Below are 14,903 nucleotides of genomic sequence, written 5' to 3' on the forward strand. Positions count from 1 at the left end.
CGGGGCGTGCTGGAGCGGCTGAATCAGGCCATGGAGCGGATCGAGCTGCGGCTCGGTGCGGGTGTCGAGGTGGAGGAGCTGGCGCAGATCGCCGGGACCTCGGTGTACCACCTGCGGCGGATGTTCTCCGCGCTGGCCGGGATGCCGTTGTCGGAGTACGTGCGGCGCAGGCGGCTGACGCTCGCGGCGGCCGAAGTGGTCGCGGGGCGGGAGACGCTGCTCGACATCGCGGTACGGCACGGATACGGGTCGGGCGAGGCGTTCGCCAGGGCCTTCCGGGCGATGCACGGCGTCGGTCCGAGCCAGGCCCGGCGGGCCGGTGTCACGCTCAGCTCGCAGCCCCGGATGTCCTTCCGCCTCGTCGTCGAAGGGAACAGTGACATGCGGCACCGGATCGAGCGGAAGCAGGCGTTCGGCGTGGTCGGGTACAAGACGCGGGTGCCGTTGGTGCACGCCGGGCCGAACCAGGCGATCATCGACTTCGTCCGGGGGATCGGGCGGGAGGACCTGGAGCGGCTGGCGAAGCTGTCGGACCAGCAGCCGGAAGGGGTCGTCGCGGTCTGCGACGATCTGGACCCGAGCCGGGCCGAGGGCACGGAACTCGACTACTACCAGGGTGCGGTCACCTCCTCCCCGGCACCGGAGGGTCTGGCCGAGCTGGCCGTCCCGGCCGGCACCTGGGCGGTGTTCACGGTCTCCGGGCCGATGCCGCTCGCGGTCCAGACGCTGTGGCGGGACGTGTTCATGCAGTGGTTCCCGTCGAACCCGTACGTGAGCCGCCCCGGCCCGGAGATCCTGCGCGTACGGCCGACCGGGGCCGGGAGCGAGGCGTTCGCGGAGCTGTGGCTGCCCGTGGAGGGGGCCGTGGGCGGCTGAGGGGTGGACCGTAAGCTCGGGGCATGGATGTGTGGGTGCCGTACCTGATGCTGTGCGGTGGGCTGGCAGTGGTGCTCGGGGCGCTGACCTGGCTGGCGCTCTACGTGCGGCGGCGGGGTGGCGGCGGGGGTGTGCTGGCCGCGTACGAGGAGGCGTTCCGGGTGACCGGTCATGCCGCGCATCAGGAGATCCGGGCGGAGGCCGAGCGGAAGACGCCTGCGGACTCGCCCGACGGGCCCTTCCGGAGGACACGGTGACGGGCGGTGAGTGGTGGCCGGTGGCCGATACGCTCGGGTTCCTCGCCGGGCGTTGGCGGGTCACCCGTACCGTGCGGGATCTGGCGGGCGCGGACGAGGGGTACTTCGCCGGGCACACCGACTTCGGGCCGTTGGACGGCGGACTGCTGCACGAGGAGGCCGGGGAGTTCACCTGGCAGGGCGTGACGCGGCCCGCGACGCGGACGCTGCGGTTCCTGGCGGGCGCCGAGCCGGGCACGGCGGACGTGCGGTTCGCGGACGGGCGCCCCTTCCACGACCTGGACCTGCGTAGCGGGCGGCACATCGCCGGGCACCCCTGCGCGGCCGACTTCTACCGGGGCGAGTTCACCGTGACCGACGCGGACCACTGGCGTTCGGTGTGGCGGGTCGCCGGCCCGAAGAAGGACCTCGTGCTCACCACGGACTACGTGCGCGAGGGCTGAGGCGACACCGCGTCCAGCCGCAGCGTCCAGCGGCCCGCACGCCCGGCCACCGTGATCGTGGAGAGCGGGCGTACGTCGATGCTCCAGAAGGCGGACGGCGGCGCCTGAAGGGCGTAGACCAGGGCCGCGCGGATCACGGCGGGCTCGGCCACGGCGACGATACGGGCCCAGTCGTCGCCGGGCCGGGTGTCGAGCCAGCCGCCCACGCGGGAGATGAAGGCGAGCATCGACTCGCCGCCGTGCGGGCTGGCCCTCGGGTCGGCGAGCCAGGCGTCCACCGCCTGCGGTTCGCGGGCCATCGCCTCGGCCAGGGTCAGCCCCCGCCAGCGCCCCATGTCACAGTCACGCAGGGCGAGTTGGGAGAGCGGCGCATAGCCGAGCGCATCGCCGGTGGCGCGGCTGCGCGGGGTCGGGGAGCAGTAGCGCAACTCGGCGGCCGCGAGCGGCAGCAGATACCCGACGACGCGCTGCACCTCGTCCCAGCCCGCCTGGTCCAGCGGCCGGTCGTCCTGGAACCGCTCCGCGTGCGACGGGGAACCGTGCGCTGCGGCCACGAACGTCACCCGAAGTGGCATGCGGTGATGGTGATCCCCGGACGGGGGCCGGTCAAGAGCCCTCACGCGGGCCGCTGAGAGGGTGACCGGAAATCACCACTCTTTGCGCCTCAACACCCTTGATAAAGAAGTTACTTGAGGAACTCACCGCACTTCGTCCCACGCCGACCGCAACCGCCGCACCCCCTCCGCGATGTCCCCGGTACTCGCCACGGCGGCGAAGCTCAGCCGGATGTGCGCGGCCGGGGGTTCGGCGCTGAAGTAGGGCCGCCCGGGGGTGAGGGAGATGCCCGCGCGCAGTGCGGCGGCGGTCAGCGCGGACTCCGTGACGCCCTCGGGCAGCCGCGCCCAGAGGTGGTAGCCGCCGAACGGGATGTGCGGCAGGGCGAGTTCGGGCAGGTGCAGCGCGAGCGCCCCGGTCATCGCCTCCCGGCGTACCGCCAACTCGGCCGACAGCGACCGCAGATGGCGCGGCCAGGCCGGGGAGCCGACGAGTTCGAGCGCCGCCTCCTGGAGCGGCCGGGGCACGAAGAAGCTGTCCACGACCTGGATGGCGCGCAGGCGTTCCAGCACCGGCCCGCGCGCGGCGAGGGCGGCCACCCGGAAGCTGGGCGAGGTCGCCTTGGTGAGCGAGCCGACGTGCACCACGACACCGTCCGGGTCGTCCGCCGCCAGCGGCCGGGGCAGTTCGGGCGCGTCGGCGTGCGCGAGACGGCGTACGAAGTCGTCCTCGATGACGAAGGCGCCCGAGGCGCGGGCGATGCGCAGCACCTCGCCCCGGCGGCCGGGGGCGAGCACGGCGCCGGTCGGGTTCTGGAACAGGGGCTGGCAGACGAACACCCGGGCGCCGGTGGCGCGGAAGGCGTCGGCCAGCAGGTCGGGCCGTACGCCGTCGGGGTCGACCGGCACCGGTACGGGCCGCAGGCCGGCGGCGCGGGCGAGGTCCAGCATGCCGGGGTAGGTGGGCGACTCCACCAGGACGGGCGCGCCGGGCGGGGCGAGCGCGCGCAGCGCGGTGGCCAGCGCGGACTGGCCGCCGGCCGCGACGAGCACCTCGGCCGCGGTGACGGAGCCGCCGATGCCGCGCGCGAACCACTCCCGCAGTTCGGGCAGCCCCTCCAGGGGCGGCCTCCCCCAGGCGCCGGGCCGCCGTCCGGCGCGGGCGAGGGCGGCGGCCATGGCCTGCTCGGGCTGGAGGCCGGGGTGCGGGTAGCCGCCGCTCAGCTCCAGCACCCCGGGCGGCGGCGCCGGCAGCGAGACCATGACTCCGGAGGCGTCCACGGTGCGGGGTACGACGTCCCCGGCGGCGTCGGCGCTCAGCGCGACCTCCTGCCAGGAGGTGTCCCCGGCGGGCGGGGTCGCGGCGCGCGGCCCGGCCCGGAAGGCGCCCGCGCCGGGCCGGGTGACGACCAGCCCCTCGGCGGCGAGCCGGGCCAGCGCCCGGGAGACGGTCACCGGACTGACCCGGAACCGCTCGACCAGGGCACGGCTGGACGGGAGCTTTCCACCAAGTGAGTAGCGGTCCAGTTCCCTGCGCAGGCATTCCGCCAGCTCCAGCACACTGCTACGCTCGTTCATGAGAGCACAGAGTAGCGCTACCGATACGAGCGCGATAGCGGTCACCGCGCCCCGCGAGCCCCTGTTCATGGGCACCGGCCAGGCGGCCGTCGGTGTCGTCGCCTTCTCCCTCACCTTCCCCGCGACCGCCTGGGGTCTGGAGAGCTTCGGACCCTGGTCGCTGGTGGCGGTCCGGGGTGTCCTCGCCGCCCTGGTCGCGGGAGCCTGTCTGCTGCTCCTGCGGGTGCCGCTGCCCGAGGCCCGCCATCTGCCGGGGCTCGCCATGGTCGGGATCGGCACGGTGCTCGGCTTCCCGCTGCTGACCACGCTCGCGCTCCAGACCTCGACCACCGCGCACGCGGCCGTCGTCGTGGGTCTGCTGCCCCTGACCACGGCCGCGGTGTCCGCCCTGCGCACCGGCGTACGCCCCTCTCGCCGCTTCTGGACGGCGGCCCTGGCCGGCGCCGCGGCCGTGGCCGTCTTCACGGTCACCCAGAGCGGGGGCGCCCTGACCAGGGCGGACGTCTATCTCTTCGGCGCCCTGCTGGTCTGCGCGGCCGGATACACCGAGGGCGGCCGGCTGGCCCGGGTGATGCCGGGCTGGCAGGTCATCGGCTGGGCGCTGGTGCTGTGCCTGCCGCTGAGCGTCCTCGGCACCGCGCTGGCGCTGGGACACGAGCCGGTACGGCTCACCGCGCACGGGATCGCCGGGGTGCTGTGGGTCGCGGTGGGCTCGCAGTTCCTCGGGCTGCTCCTCTGGTACCGGGGCATGGCGGCCGTCGGCATCCCGCGCGCCAGCCAGTTGCAGTTGGCTCAGCCGCTGCTCACACTGGTGTGGTCGGCACTGCTACTGGGCGAGCACGTCCCCGCGGCGGCACCGCTGACCGCGGTCGCCGTGCTCGTGTGCATCGCCGTCACCCAACGGTCGTGACCGTGAGGAGGGCCTGACAATGCATGCGTCCAAGGGCGACCGCCTTGTCCAGCACGGACGAGTGGTCGGCCAACACGATCAGGTCACCGAAGTGGTCGAAGTGATCGGCGAGGAGGGCGAACCGCCCTACCGCGTCCGCTTCGAGGACGGGCACGAGGCCATCATGTCGCCCGGCCCGGACTGCCAGGTCCGCCACCACGAGGACGAAGCTAGCTAGCGGGACAACGGGGGTCGGCGCGGGGGTCTCGCCGGCCGGCGGTAGTGGTCGGCGACCACCCGTGCCATCGCGCCCAGCGGATCGCGGGCCACGTCCTGGGCGGCGAAGAACACATGCCCGCGCACCTGCGGATATCCATCGGCCAGGGTGAGATGCCGGGACAGTTCGGCGGGATCCTGCCAGGCGGGCGGCTGCCCCGCCGCGCCCGCCTTGTACAGCGCCTCCCCCACGTACAGCCGGGTCCGGGTGCCCGCCGCCTGCGCGGCCCACCAGTCGAGGAGCTTCGCGTAGTCGGCCGCCGGGAAGCCGATGTTCCAGTAGATCTGCGGGACGATGTAGTCGATCCAGTGCTCGCGGACCCACGTCCGGGTGTCCGCGTACAGGTCGTCGTACGTCTGCACGCCCGCCTGGGTGTCGGAGCCGCGCGGGTCGGTGCCCGCGTTGCGCCAGACGCCGAAGGGGCTGATCCCGAACCGGGTACCGGGCCGCACCCGCCGGATGCCCGCCGCGACCTCCCGTACCAGCCGGTCGATGTTGTCGCGCCGCCAGGCGGCCCGGTCGCCGAAGGCGCCCCCATACGCGTCGTAGGCCGCGTCGTCGTCGAAGGTCTGCCCGGCGACCGGGTACGGGTAGAAGTAGTCGTCGAAGTGGACCGCGTCCACGGGGTACTTGGCGACCGCGTCCAGCATGGCCAGCCGGACGAAGCGCCGGACCTCGGGCAGGCCCGGGTTGTAGTACAGCTTGCCGCCGTAGGGCACCACCCACTCCGGGTGCAGCCGCGCCGGGTGGTCCGGGGTCAGCCGGGAGGGGTCGGTGTGGTTGGCGATGCGGTACGGGTTGAACCAGGCGTGCAGCTCAAGGCCACGCGCATGGGCTTCGCGCACGGCGGTGCCCAGCGGGTCCCAGCCGGGGTCGCGGCCCTGGGTGCCGGTGAGGTACTCCGACCAGGGCTCGTACGGGGAGGGCCACAGGGCGTCGGCGGTCGGCCGGACCTGGAAGATCACGGTGTTGAGCCGGTCCGCCACCGCCCGGTCGAGGTGGGCGGTCAGCTCGGCCCGCTGCTCCTCGGGCGGGAGCCCCGGCCGCGAGGGCCAGTCCCGGTTGGCGACGGTGGCGAGCCACACCCCGCGCATCTCCCGGTGATGCCGGCCGGAGGCGTACGCCGGGGTGCCCGGACCCGTCGCCAGAGCCGCCAGCGCCCCCAGGGCGAGCGTCCGCCGCGAGACGGTAGCCCTACGTGTGGCCATTCCTGCCTCCCCCACGCTCCGAGTCCGCCCCGTGACGGATCGTCCCGGAGGCACGGCTTGTCCCTACCCCGTCGATCGATCATCGATACTTGGCGGTAACGTGCACGATCGGAGCAGGCACCGAAACCGGACGCCCTGCACGAGCCGGAGAACCAGCGAAGGGGACGATGTGACGGACTTCCGAGCCGGAGACATCTCGCGCGTCGGAGTCGTGGGCTGCGGCCAGATGGGCGCGGGCATCGCCGAGGTGTGCGCACGCGCGGGACTGGACGTGATGGTCGCCGAGACCACCGGCGACGCCCTGGAGTACGGCCGTACCCGGCTGCACAACTCCCTGGGCAAGGCGGCCGAGCGCGGCAAGATCAGCGAGGAGGAGCGCGACGCGGCCCTCTCCCGGCTGAGCTTCACCACCGACCTGGGAGAGTTCGCCGACCGCGATCTGGTGATCGAGGCCGTGGTGGAGAACGAGCAGGTGAAGACGGAGATCTTCCAGGTGCTCGACCAGGTGGTGACCCGCCCGGACGCGATCCTGGCCTCCAACACCTCCTCCATCCCCCTGGTCAAGCTGGCGGTCGCCACCTCGCGCCCCGACCACGTGATCGGCATCCACTTCTTCAACCCGGCCCCGGTGCAGAACCTGGTCGAGCTGATCCCGGCCCTCACCACGTCCGAGGGCACGCTCAGCCGGGCGCAGATCTTCGCCGAGAAGACGCTGGGCAAGCACGCCATCCGCGCGCAGGACCGCTCCGGCTTCGTCGTCAACGCGCTGCTGGTGCCGTACCTGCTCTCCGCGATCCGCATGTTCGAGTCCGGTATCGCCAGCCGCGAGGACATCGACAACGGCATGGAGATGGGCTGCGCCCACCCGATGGGCCCGCTCAAGCTCTCCGACCTCATCGGCCTGGACACGATCGTGTCGATCGCCAACTCCATGTACACCGAGTACAAGGAGCCCCTGTACGCCGCTCCCCCGCTGCTCCAGCGCATGGTCGAGGCGGGCCGGCTGGGCCGGAAGTCGGGCTCGGGCTTCTACTCGTACTGAGCGGGCCGCACCGAACAAGCGGAACGCGGATGGACCCGGTACTCGGATGAGTGCCGGGTCCATGTGTTTCACACTCCGTGTGCGCCGAGGGCTCGCATATGCCTTTCGCACACGCTCCCCACGGGCCCACCAGGGCGGTTGACTCTGCATGCGCATGCAAGGGATGCGGAGTCGTCCCGTCCGACCACAGAGAGGAGTGGGTCCGTGACCGTCGAACCGGAGCAGGCCGTGGTGCACGGAGAACTGGCCGAGTTACGCCGCCGCCTCGACGTCGCCTACGCGCGCGTCGAAGGCGGGCTGGCACTGCTCAGTCACCGTACCGAGGAGACCGCCAAGGAGCTGGACGAGCTGAACTCCCGGGTGAAGACCCTCGAACACGCCCGTTGGCCACTGACCTCGGTCGCCGCGCTCACCGCCCTGGGAGCGCTCGCCGTCGCCGTCTGGCAGGCGCTGGCTCACTGACCGTCGGCGAGCCGGAGATGGTGCAGCAGGAGTAACGCGGCCGCCATGTTGGCGGCCGGGACCTCCCCACGGGCGATCATGTCGGGGACGAGCTTGAGCGGGACCCACTCACGGCGGTCCGACTCGAAGTCGTCCACGGGATGGCCGGTGTACTCACCCTGGTCGGACCAGTAGACGTGGTGCCGGGCGTCGGTGAGGCCGTTGGACGGCTCCACACTCATCAGGTGGTGCAGAGGCCCCGGCCGCCAGCCGGTCTCCTCCTCCAGTTCCCGCGCGGCCGCGGCCACGATGTCCTCGCCGTCCTCCACGACCCCCGCGGCCAGTTCCCAGCCCCAGCTGTCGGTGATGAAGCGGTGCCGCCACAGCAGCAGGACCTCGTTGGCCTCGTTGACCACCGTGGCGACGGCGACCGGACGGAGCCGGATCAGGAAGTGGTCCAGATGTGAGCCGTCGGGCAGCTCCACATCCGCCAGGTTGACGCTGAACCAGCGGTTCGCGTACACAGTTTGTTCGTTTTGTTTCGTCCACTGCACGGTTCTGCCACCTTCCGCCGAGTAAGTGGCAATATCGCAGCAGGGACTATTCCCGGCCTACAGGGCGCTCGCTTCGGCGGCGCGCGCCCCCCGCCCGCTAGAGCGGGACGCGCAGCGCGCCGTCGATCAGTTCCGCCGCGTCCGCCGTGCCGGCCGAGCCGCAGCGCACCAGGTACTCGCGCACCGCACGGAGCCGGTCGCGCAGCCGCTGGGACTCCATGCCGCGCGCCTGCTCGGCCATCTGAACGGCCGTCGCCACCGCCTTGTCGGCGTTGCCCTGCCGCAGCTCGATCGTGCTCAGCATCGCCAGCCGGTGCACCCGGCCCCGGTCGTGCGCCGGGGTGTCCACGGCCGCCGCCGCGTGCTCCCGCGCGGCCGACAGCTCCCCGAGACTCAGCAGCGCCTCGGCCACCTGGACGTTCACCAGCCCCGGCTGCACGTATCCCGTCTCGTCGGGCTCGGTGCCCGGCCGGATCTGCCCGGCGGCCGACTCCGCCCGCCGGATGCAGGACAGCGCGCCGCCCCCGTCGCCGAGGTGCGCGTACGCCTTGGCCTGCATCGCGTACAGGTCGGAGGCGAGCGCCGGGGTGATGTGACGGCCCGCCGTGCGCAGCGCGGCCTCGGCGAAGGCGACCGCCTGCCGGTACTCCCGCATGAACAGCGACTGGTTGACCAGCAGCGCTATCACGTACGCGCCGAGCCCCCGGTCCCCGCTCGCCTTGGCCAGCCGCAGTGCCTGGTGGAAGTAGCGCTGGGCCAGGCCGTGCGCGTCGGAGTCGTAGGCGCAGATGCCCGCGATGGCCACCAACCCGCCGGTGGCGCGGTGCAGTTGGCGTCCGGTGTCGTCGGGGTAGCTGCCGCGCAGCAGGGGCGCGGCCTCGGCGTTGAGGAAGCCGACGATACGAGTGCGGGTCGCCACCCCGCCCGTCTTGCGGTACATCTGTTCGTAGTGGGCGCGGGCCGCCCGCAGGGTGCCGATGTCGGCCTCGGTGACCCGCAGTTGGCCCCCGCGCGAGACGTCGACGTCCTCCGGCGGGTTCTCCCACTCCCACACCGGCATCACCGCGGGCGTCCCGGTGACGGCGGGGGCGCCCAGGACGTGCGGGCGCTGCTGTTCGTCGGAGCGCCACAGCGCGGTGGCCCGCTCCACGAACCCGGAGAGCGAGCCGGCGTGCGCGGTGGCGGGTTGACCCGGTACGCCGAGACCGATGTCGTCCAGCGTGACCGGGCGCCGTAACCGTCCCGCGAGCACCTCGCAGATCAGGTCCGGCACCTGGCCTCTCGGCCGCTGGCCCTTCAACCACCGCGCCACGGCGGTGTGTTCGTATCTGAGGGCGAGTCCCCGGCGGCGGCCCGCCTGGTTGACGTGGGCGGCGAGCCCGGCGTGCGAGATGCCCGCCTCGTCCAGGATCGCGTCGAGCAGAGTGTTGGGCTGCATGGTGGCCCCCCGAGTGACGTGGTGCCGTAAGCGTAGTGCGAACGGTTTCACACGGGGTGTGAACGGAGTGCGCGCATCCGCGCCCCGCGCGCACTGTCCGGCGCGCGGGCCGGACCGCTTCACTTGGGTCCCCGCCTCACCAGAGGCGGGCCGGGCCGCCCGCTCCCCCTCACAAGGCGGCGGTCCGGCCGAGCGCCCCCGGGCGTCGGGCGGAGCCCCGCACTTCGCCGCCGCGCGGAACCGGTACCGCGTCGCCGGTACGGCCCCTGGGCCACCGGCTCCGCGTTCGCGCGGCGGCGGCCGGGCACCCGGCCCGGCGGGCGCCGGGAACGGCGCCGGCCGGCCACGGATCGAGTCCGTGACCGGCCGGTGCCTTCAGGCTCGCGCGGGGGTCAGCCGCGCAGCTCCGCGCCCGTGCGCTCGCCCGCGAGGGCGATCGCGGCGTCCCGCGCGGCCGACGCCTCGTCCACGGTCAGCGTGCGGTCGCCGGCCCGGAAACGCAGCGCGTACGCCAGGGACTTGCGGCCCTCGCCGAGCTGCTCCGGGTTCTCGTAGACGTCGAACAGCCGGATGGACTCCAGCAGTTCGCCCGCGCCCTCGCGCAGCGCGGCCTCGACGTCGGCGGCGGGCACCGGCTTGTCGACGACCAGCGCGACGTCCTGCGTGGCGATCGGGAAGGTGGAGATGCCGGGCGCCTGCGGGGTGTCGTCGCCGGCCTCCTCCAGGGCGTCCAGGTCGATCTCCATCGCCGAGGTGCGCTCGGGCAGGCCGAGGGCCTTGAGCACGCGCGGGTGGAGTTCGCCCGCGTGACCGACGACGCGCTCGGCGCCGTCCACCACGACCGACAGCTCGGCGCAGCGGCCGGGGTGCCAGGGGCCGTACTGGGCCTTGCGCACGATCAGCTCGGCACCCGCCTCACGGGCGACGGTCCGGGCGGCCTCGACGGCGTCCGCCCAGTCGGCCGGGCGGCCCGCGCCCCACCAGCCGGAGCGCTCGCGGGCCCCGGTGAGGACGACGGCCGCGTGGCGCGGCTGCTCGGGCAGCGCGGCGTCCAGCCGGGCGATCTCCTCGTCGGTGGGCCGGCGGTCGACGGGCAGGTGCCCGGCGACGGCGGCGGCCTCACGCGGCAGGAAGACCAGGCCGGTCTCGAACAGCGCCAGGTCGTGCGCGCCCCGGCCGACGTTGCGGCGCAGGGCGCCCAGCAAGCCGGGCAGCAGCATGGTGCGGAGCGCGGGCTCCTCGTCGCTGAGCGGGTTGGCCAGCTTGACCACGCGGCGGGCCGGGTCACCGGCGTCCAGACCGAGCTGGTCGAAGACCTGCTCGGCGACGAACGGGTAGTTCGGCGCCTCGACGTAGCCCGCACCGGCCAGCGCGCGGCCGATCCGGCGGTGCAGCCGCTGCCGGCGGGTCAGGCCGCGCCCGGAGGGGGGCTTGGGCAGCGTGGAGGGCAGGTTCTCGTAGCCCTCCAGCCGGATGACCTCCTCCGCGAGGTCGTTCGGCTCGGTGAGGTCGGGCCGCCAGGACGGGACGGTGACGATCAGCTCGTCCTTCCCGCCCGTCGCCCGACCACCACCCCCCGACGACGCGTTCCACGCGGCAGGATTTCCATAAACGTCGCAGCCGATCTCCTGGAGCCGCCGGACGACGGTCTCGCGGCCGTAGGCGACGCCCGCGACCTTGTCCGGGTGGTCGGCCGGGAGGGCGATGGTGTGCGGCGCGGACGGCGCGATGATCTCGGTGACGCCGGCCTCGGCGGTGCCGCCCGCGAGCAGCACCAGCAGGTCCACGGTGCGCTGCGCGGCAGCGGCGGCGGCCTGGGGGTCGACACCGCGCTCGTAGCGGCGGGACGCCTCCGAGGACAGCTTGTGCCGTCGCGCGGTCCGCGCGACGGAGACGGCGTTGAAGTGGGCCGCCTCCACCACGACGTCCGAGGTGGAGCGCTCGGTGTCGTCGTGGTCGGCGATCTCCGTGTTCGCGCCGCCCATGACACCGGCCAGGCCGATCGGGCCGCGCTCGTCGGTGATGACGAGGTCCTCGGCGTGCAGCGTGCGCTCGACCCCGTCGAGGGTGCGCAGCTTCTCGCCCTCCTCGGCGCGGCGGACCCCGATGGCGCCCTGGACCGAGGCGCGGTCGTAGGCGTGCAGGGGCTGGCCCAGCTCCATCATCACGTAGTTGGTGACGTCCACGGCCAGCGAGACCGGGCGCATGCCGACCTTCTGCAGGCGGCGGCGCAGCCAGATCGGGGACCGCGCCTCGGGGCTGAGCCCGGTGACGGTGCGGGCGGTGAAGCGGTCGCAGCCCATCGGGTCGGAGACCTTCACCGGGTAGCCGAAGGCGTTCGGCGCGGGCACGTCGATGAGCGCCGGGTCGCGCAGCGGCAGGCCGTAGGCGATGGCGGTCTCGCGGGCCACGCCCCGGATGGACAGGCAGTCGCCGCGGTTGGCGGTGACGGCGATGTCCAGGACCTCGTCGACCAGCTGGAGCAGCTCGATGGCGTCCTTGCCGGTCTCGGTCTCCGGCGGCAGCACGATGATGCCGTGCGTGCCGTCGTCGCCCATGCCCAGCTCGTCCGTGGAGCAGATCATGCCGTGCGAGGTCTTGCCGTACGTCTTGCGGGCGGCGATGGCGAAGTCGCCGGGCAGCACCGCGCCGGGCAGGACCACGACGACCTTGTCGCCGACGGCGAAGTTGCGGGCGCCGCAGACGATCTCCTGCGGCTCACCGGTGCCGTTGGCGGTGCCGACGTCGACCGTGCAGAAGCGGATGGGCTTCTTGAAGCCCTCCAGTTCCTCGATCGTCAGCACCTGGCCGACGACGAGGGGGCCCTTGAGGCCGGCGCCGAGCTGCTCGACGGTCTCGACCTCCAGGCCGGAGTCGATGAGCTTGGCCTGTACGTCACGGCCGGTCTCGGACTCCGGCAGGTCGACGTACTCCCGCAGCCAGGAAAGCGGGACACGCATCAGATCTCCATCCCGAACGGCCGGGTGAACCGGACGTCACCCTCGACCATGTCTCGCATGTCTTCGACGTTGTGGCGGAACATCAGCATCCGCTCGATGCCGAACCCGAAGGCGAACCCGCTGTACTTCTCCGGGTCGACGCCGCAGGCGGTCAGCACCTTGGGGTTGACCATGCCGCAGCCGCCCAGCTCGATCCAGCCCTCGCTGGAGCAGGTGCGGCAGGGCCGGTCGGGGTTGCCGACGGAGGCGCCGCGGCAGACGTAGCACACCATGTCCATCTCGGCGGACGGCTCGGTGAACGGGAAGAAGTTCGGCCGCAGCCGGGTCTTCATGTCCGGGCCGAACAGCGACTGGACCATGTGGTCCAGGGTGCCCTTGAGGTCGGCCATGGTCAGGCCCTCGTCCACGGCGAGCAGCTCGACCTGGTGGAAGACCGGGGTGTGCGTGGCGTCCAGCTCGTCGGTGCGGTACACGCGGCCGGGGCAGATCACGTAGACCGGCGCCTCGCGCTCCAGCAGGGAGCGGATCTGCACGGGCGAGGTGTGGGTGCGCAGCACGACGCCGGAGTCGGAGCCGCCCTTCGCGTCGCGCACGAAGAAGGTGTCGGCCTCGCCGCGCGCGGGGTGGTCGGGGCCGATGTTGAGGGCGTCGAAGTTGAACCACTCGGCCTCGGCCTCGGGACCCTCGGCGACCTCGTAGCCCATGGCCACGAAGACGTCCTCGATGCGCTCGGAGAGCGTGGTCAGCGGGTGCCGGGCACCGGCGGCGACACGGTCGTACGGCAGAGTGACGTCGACGTCCTCCTCGACCAGCACCCGGGCGTCACGCTCGGCCTCCAGCTCCACCTGCCGGGCCGCCAGCGCCTTGTTCACCGCGCCACGGGCCATGCCGACCCGCTTGCCGGCGTCGGCCTTGGCGTGCGGGGGCAGGGCGCCGATCTCGCGGTTGGCGAGGGACAGCGGGGAGGCCGGGCCGGTGTGGGCGACCTTGGCCTCGTGGAGCGCGTCGAGGGAGTCCGCGGCACCGAAGGCGGCGAGCGCCTCGTCCCGCATCCGCTCGATCTCTTCCGGTTTCAACGCCTCGACCTCGACAGGGTCGTACGACTTATTCGGTGCCGACATCTCTTCCCGTGCTTCCGATTGGGTGGCTGGTGGTCCCGTCACCGCCCGAAGGGGTCCCGGCGGGCCGCGTGCGGACACAAAGGTGCCAGGGGCCGAGTCTAACGGGGACGGGCTGGGCGAATGGCCCGCGGGCGGCTCAGGCCAGGTAGGCCGGGGCGCTCACGGGCAACGTAAATCGGAACCGCGCGCCGCCGCCGGGGGCGCGGCCGACCGTGATGGTGCCGCCGTGGGCCTCGACGATGCCCTTGACGATGTAGAGCCCGAGGCCGGTGCCACCGCGCTTGCTGCCCCGCCAGAAGCGGGTGAAGACGCGGTTCATGGACTCCTCCGGGATGCCGGGCCCCTCGTCGCTCACCGTGACCGACGTGGCCGTCTCCTCGCCCTCGCGCGGGGACGGGGCGGGCGTGACGTCGATTGTGACGGTTCCGGCGCCGTGGCGCACCGCGTTTTCCAGCAGGTTGCTGAGCACCTGGTCGACCTTGTCGGGGTCGGCCCACAGGGCGGGCAGCGGGTGCTCGACGCGGAGCAGGAAGCGGTCGGCGGGCTGGCCGGCGGCGACATGGGCCTGGATGTGCCGGCCGACGGCGGCCGCTATGTCGACGGGCTGGCGGCGCACCTCCAGCCGGCCGCTGTCGATGCGGGAGATGTCGAGGAGTTCGGCGATGAGCCGGGTGACCCGGTCGGCGTCGGCGTCCACGGTCTCCAGCATCAGCCGCTTCTGCTCGTCGGTGAACCGCTCCCACTTGGCCAGCAGGGTGGCGGTGAAGCCCTTGACGGAGGTCAGCGGGGAACGCAGTTCGTGCGCGACGGTGGCGATCAGCTCGGCGTGGCTGCGCTCGGTGCGGCGCCGGGCGTCGGTGTCCCGCAGGGTGACGACCAGGCGGCGCAGCGGGCCGAGCGGCTCGTCGCGTACGTAGCGGGCGGCGACCAGGACCTCGCGGCCGCCGGGCAGCAGCAGGTTCCGCTCGGGCTGGCGGACCCGGATGGCGAGGCCGCCGTAGGGGTCGGTCAGCTGCCACCAGCGGCGGCCTTCGAGGTCCTCCAGCGGCAGCGCCTTCTCCAGCGGCCGGCCGAGGGCGTCGGCGGGGCTGACGGCGGTGATCCGGGCGGCGGCGGCGTTGAACCGTACGATCCGCCCGTGCTCGTCGGCGACGACGAGCCCGTCGGGGAGCTGGTCGGGGTCGATCGCGTCGGCGGGAAACGCGCGCACGTCCCGCCCGTCCGGCGCCGCACTCGTGCCGACCACACTCATCCCCGTACCCCAC

General features: G+C 73.1%; 15 protein-coding genes. 7 read left to right on the plus strand and 8 right to left on the minus strand.

Translation table 11 applies throughout. The annotated features are described in order from the left end of the window. Positions 1-6 precede the first annotated feature (6 nt). The 3 genes from D0Z67_RS04810 to D0Z67_RS04820 are packed head-to-tail and all read left to right on the plus strand — an operon-like array spanning position 7 to position 1,576. Positions 7-876: an AraC family transcriptional regulator gene (locus D0Z67_RS04810; protein ID WP_031180086.1), complete on the plus strand. Its 870-nt coding sequence runs from the start codon at positions 7-9 to the stop codon at positions 874-876. Between the two features lie 23 nt (positions 877-899). Continuing rightward, positions 900-1,133: a hypothetical protein gene (locus D0Z67_RS04815; protein ID WP_031180085.1), complete on the plus strand. Its 234-nt coding sequence runs from the start codon at positions 900-902 to the stop codon at positions 1,131-1,133. Between the two features lie 20 nt (positions 1,134-1,153). Continuing rightward, the gene (locus tag D0Z67_RS04820; protein WP_244942365.1) at positions 1,154-1,576 is read left to right on the plus strand and encodes a DUF6314 family protein; all 423 of its coding nucleotides are present in this window, start codon (positions 1,154-1,156) and stop codon (positions 1,574-1,576) included. Here the strand turns inward: D0Z67_RS04820 and D0Z67_RS04825 are convergent. Both D0Z67_RS04825 and D0Z67_RS04830 read right to left on the minus strand, forming a co-directional pair. Next, on the minus strand, positions 1,558-2,151 hold the full coding sequence (locus D0Z67_RS04825; protein WP_031180083.1) for a histidine phosphatase family protein: 594 nt from the start codon (positions 2,149-2,151) through the stop codon (positions 1,558-1,560). The two genes, D0Z67_RS04820 and D0Z67_RS04825, sit on opposite strands and share 19 nt — an antisense overlap. Before the next feature lie 123 nt (positions 2,152-2,274). Further along, positions 2,275-3,708: an aminotransferase-like domain-containing protein gene (locus D0Z67_RS04830; protein ID WP_031180082.1), complete on the minus strand. Its 1,434-nt coding sequence runs from the start codon at positions 3,706-3,708 to the stop codon at positions 2,275-2,277. Between D0Z67_RS04830 and D0Z67_RS04835 the strand changes: the two genes are divergently transcribed. Beyond that, a complete protein-coding gene (locus tag D0Z67_RS04835) occupies positions 3,707-4,618 on the plus strand; it encodes a DMT family transporter (RefSeq protein WP_031180081.1) in 912 nt (303 codons plus the stop codon). The genes D0Z67_RS04830 and D0Z67_RS04835 overlap by 2 nt on opposite strands. Before the next feature lie 19 nt (positions 4,619-4,637). Beyond that, entirely contained in the window at positions 4,638-4,835 is a 198-nt protein-coding gene (locus D0Z67_RS04840; protein WP_031180080.1) for a DUF1918 domain-containing protein, read from the plus strand. Here the strand turns inward: D0Z67_RS04840 and D0Z67_RS04845 are convergent. Further along, positions 4,832-6,082 carry a glycoside hydrolase family 10-like protein gene (locus D0Z67_RS04845; RefSeq protein WP_031180079.1) on the minus strand — a complete coding sequence of 417 codons (1,251 nt, stop codon included), beginning with the start codon at positions 6,080-6,082 and terminating at the stop codon, positions 4,832-4,834. The genes D0Z67_RS04840 and D0Z67_RS04845 overlap by 4 nt on opposite strands. A gap of 169 nt (positions 6,083-6,251) precedes the next feature. Here D0Z67_RS04845 and D0Z67_RS04850 point away from each other — a divergent pair, with 169 nt between their 5' ends. Next, positions 6,252-7,124, plus strand: a complete 873-nt coding sequence (locus D0Z67_RS04850; RefSeq protein ID WP_031180078.1) for a 3-hydroxybutyryl-CoA dehydrogenase — start codon at positions 6,252-6,254, stop codon at positions 7,122-7,124. Positions 7,125-7,328: 204 nt separating this feature from the next. Next, a complete protein-coding gene (locus D0Z67_RS04855) occupies positions 7,329-7,586 on the plus strand; it encodes a hypothetical protein (protein WP_031180077.1) in 258 nt (85 codons plus the stop codon). On the opposite strand, the gene D0Z67_RS04860 is transcribed toward D0Z67_RS04855, so the two are convergent. From D0Z67_RS04860 to D0Z67_RS04880, 5 genes are all read right to left on the minus strand, one after another. After that, positions 7,580-8,119, minus strand: a complete 540-nt coding sequence (locus tag D0Z67_RS04860) for an NUDIX domain-containing protein (RefSeq protein ID WP_078873120.1) — start codon at positions 8,117-8,119, stop codon at positions 7,580-7,582. The genes D0Z67_RS04855 and D0Z67_RS04860 overlap by 7 nt on opposite strands. Before the next feature lie 97 nt (positions 8,120-8,216). Continuing rightward, positions 8,217-9,557, minus strand: a complete 1,341-nt coding sequence (locus tag D0Z67_RS04865; protein WP_031180075.1) for an NsdA family TPR-like regulatory protein — start codon at positions 9,555-9,557, stop codon at positions 8,217-8,219. A gap of 392 nt (positions 9,558-9,949) precedes the next feature. Then, positions 9,950-12,517, minus strand: coding sequence for a phenylalanine--tRNA ligase subunit beta (gene pheT, locus D0Z67_RS04870; protein WP_031180074.1), 2,568 nt, complete (start codon positions 12,515-12,517; stop codon positions 9,950-9,952). Beyond that, on the minus strand, positions 12,517-13,638 hold the full coding sequence (gene pheS / locus D0Z67_RS04875; RefSeq protein WP_031180073.1) for a phenylalanine--tRNA ligase subunit alpha: 1,122 nt from the start codon (positions 13,636-13,638) through the stop codon (positions 12,517-12,519). Before pheS ends, pheT begins: the two co-directional genes overlap by 1 nt. A gap of 136 nt (positions 13,639-13,774) precedes the next feature. After that, entirely contained in the window at positions 13,775-14,890 is a 1,116-nt protein-coding gene (locus D0Z67_RS04880) for a sensor histidine kinase (protein WP_031180072.1), read from the minus strand. Positions 14,891-14,903 lie beyond the last annotated feature (13 nt).

It is taken from the genome of Streptomyces seoulensis, assembly GCF_004328625.1.
GTDB classification, from domain to species: domain Bacteria; phylum Actinomycetota; class Actinomycetes; order Streptomycetales; family Streptomycetaceae; genus Streptomyces; species Streptomyces seoulensis.

Excerpts from the sequence above, each read along its gene's own strand:
- D0Z67_RS04815 (WP_031180085.1), top strand. The coding sequence starts at position 900 with ATGGATGTGTGGGTGCCGTACCTGATGCTGTGCGGTGGGCTGGCAGTG.
- D0Z67_RS04825 (WP_031180083.1), bottom strand. The coding sequence starts at position 2,151 with ATGCCACTTCGGGTGACGTTCGTGGCCGCAGCGCACGGTTCCCCGTCG.
- D0Z67_RS04835 (WP_031180081.1), top strand. The coding sequence starts at position 3,707 with ATGAGAGCACAGAGTAGCGCTACCGATACGAGCGCGATAGCGGTCACC.
- D0Z67_RS04830 (WP_031180082.1), bottom strand. The coding sequence starts at position 3,708 with ATGAACGAGCGTAGCAGTGTGCTGGAGCTGGCGGAATGCCTGCGCAGG.
- D0Z67_RS04840 (WP_031180080.1), top strand. The coding sequence starts at position 4,638 with ATGCATGCGTCCAAGGGCGACCGCCTTGTCCAGCACGGACGAGTGGTC.
- D0Z67_RS04845 (WP_031180079.1), bottom strand. The coding sequence starts at position 6,082 with ATGGCCACACGTAGGGCTACCGTCTCGCGGCGGACGCTCGCCCTGGGG.
- D0Z67_RS04865 (WP_031180075.1), bottom strand. The coding sequence starts at position 9,557 with ATGCAGCCCAACACTCTGCTCGACGCGATCCTGGACGAGGCGGGCATC.
- pheT (WP_031180074.1), bottom strand. The coding sequence starts at position 12,517 with ATGCGTGTCCCGCTTTCCTGGCTGCGGGAGTACGTCGACCTGCCGGAG.
- pheS (WP_031180073.1), bottom strand. The coding sequence starts at position 13,638 with ATGTCGGCACCGAATAAGTCGTACGACCCTGTCGAGGTCGAGGCGTTG.
- D0Z67_RS04880 (WP_031180072.1), bottom strand. The coding sequence starts at position 14,890 with ATGAGTGTGGTCGGCACGAGTGCGGCGCCGGACGGGCGGGACGTGCGC.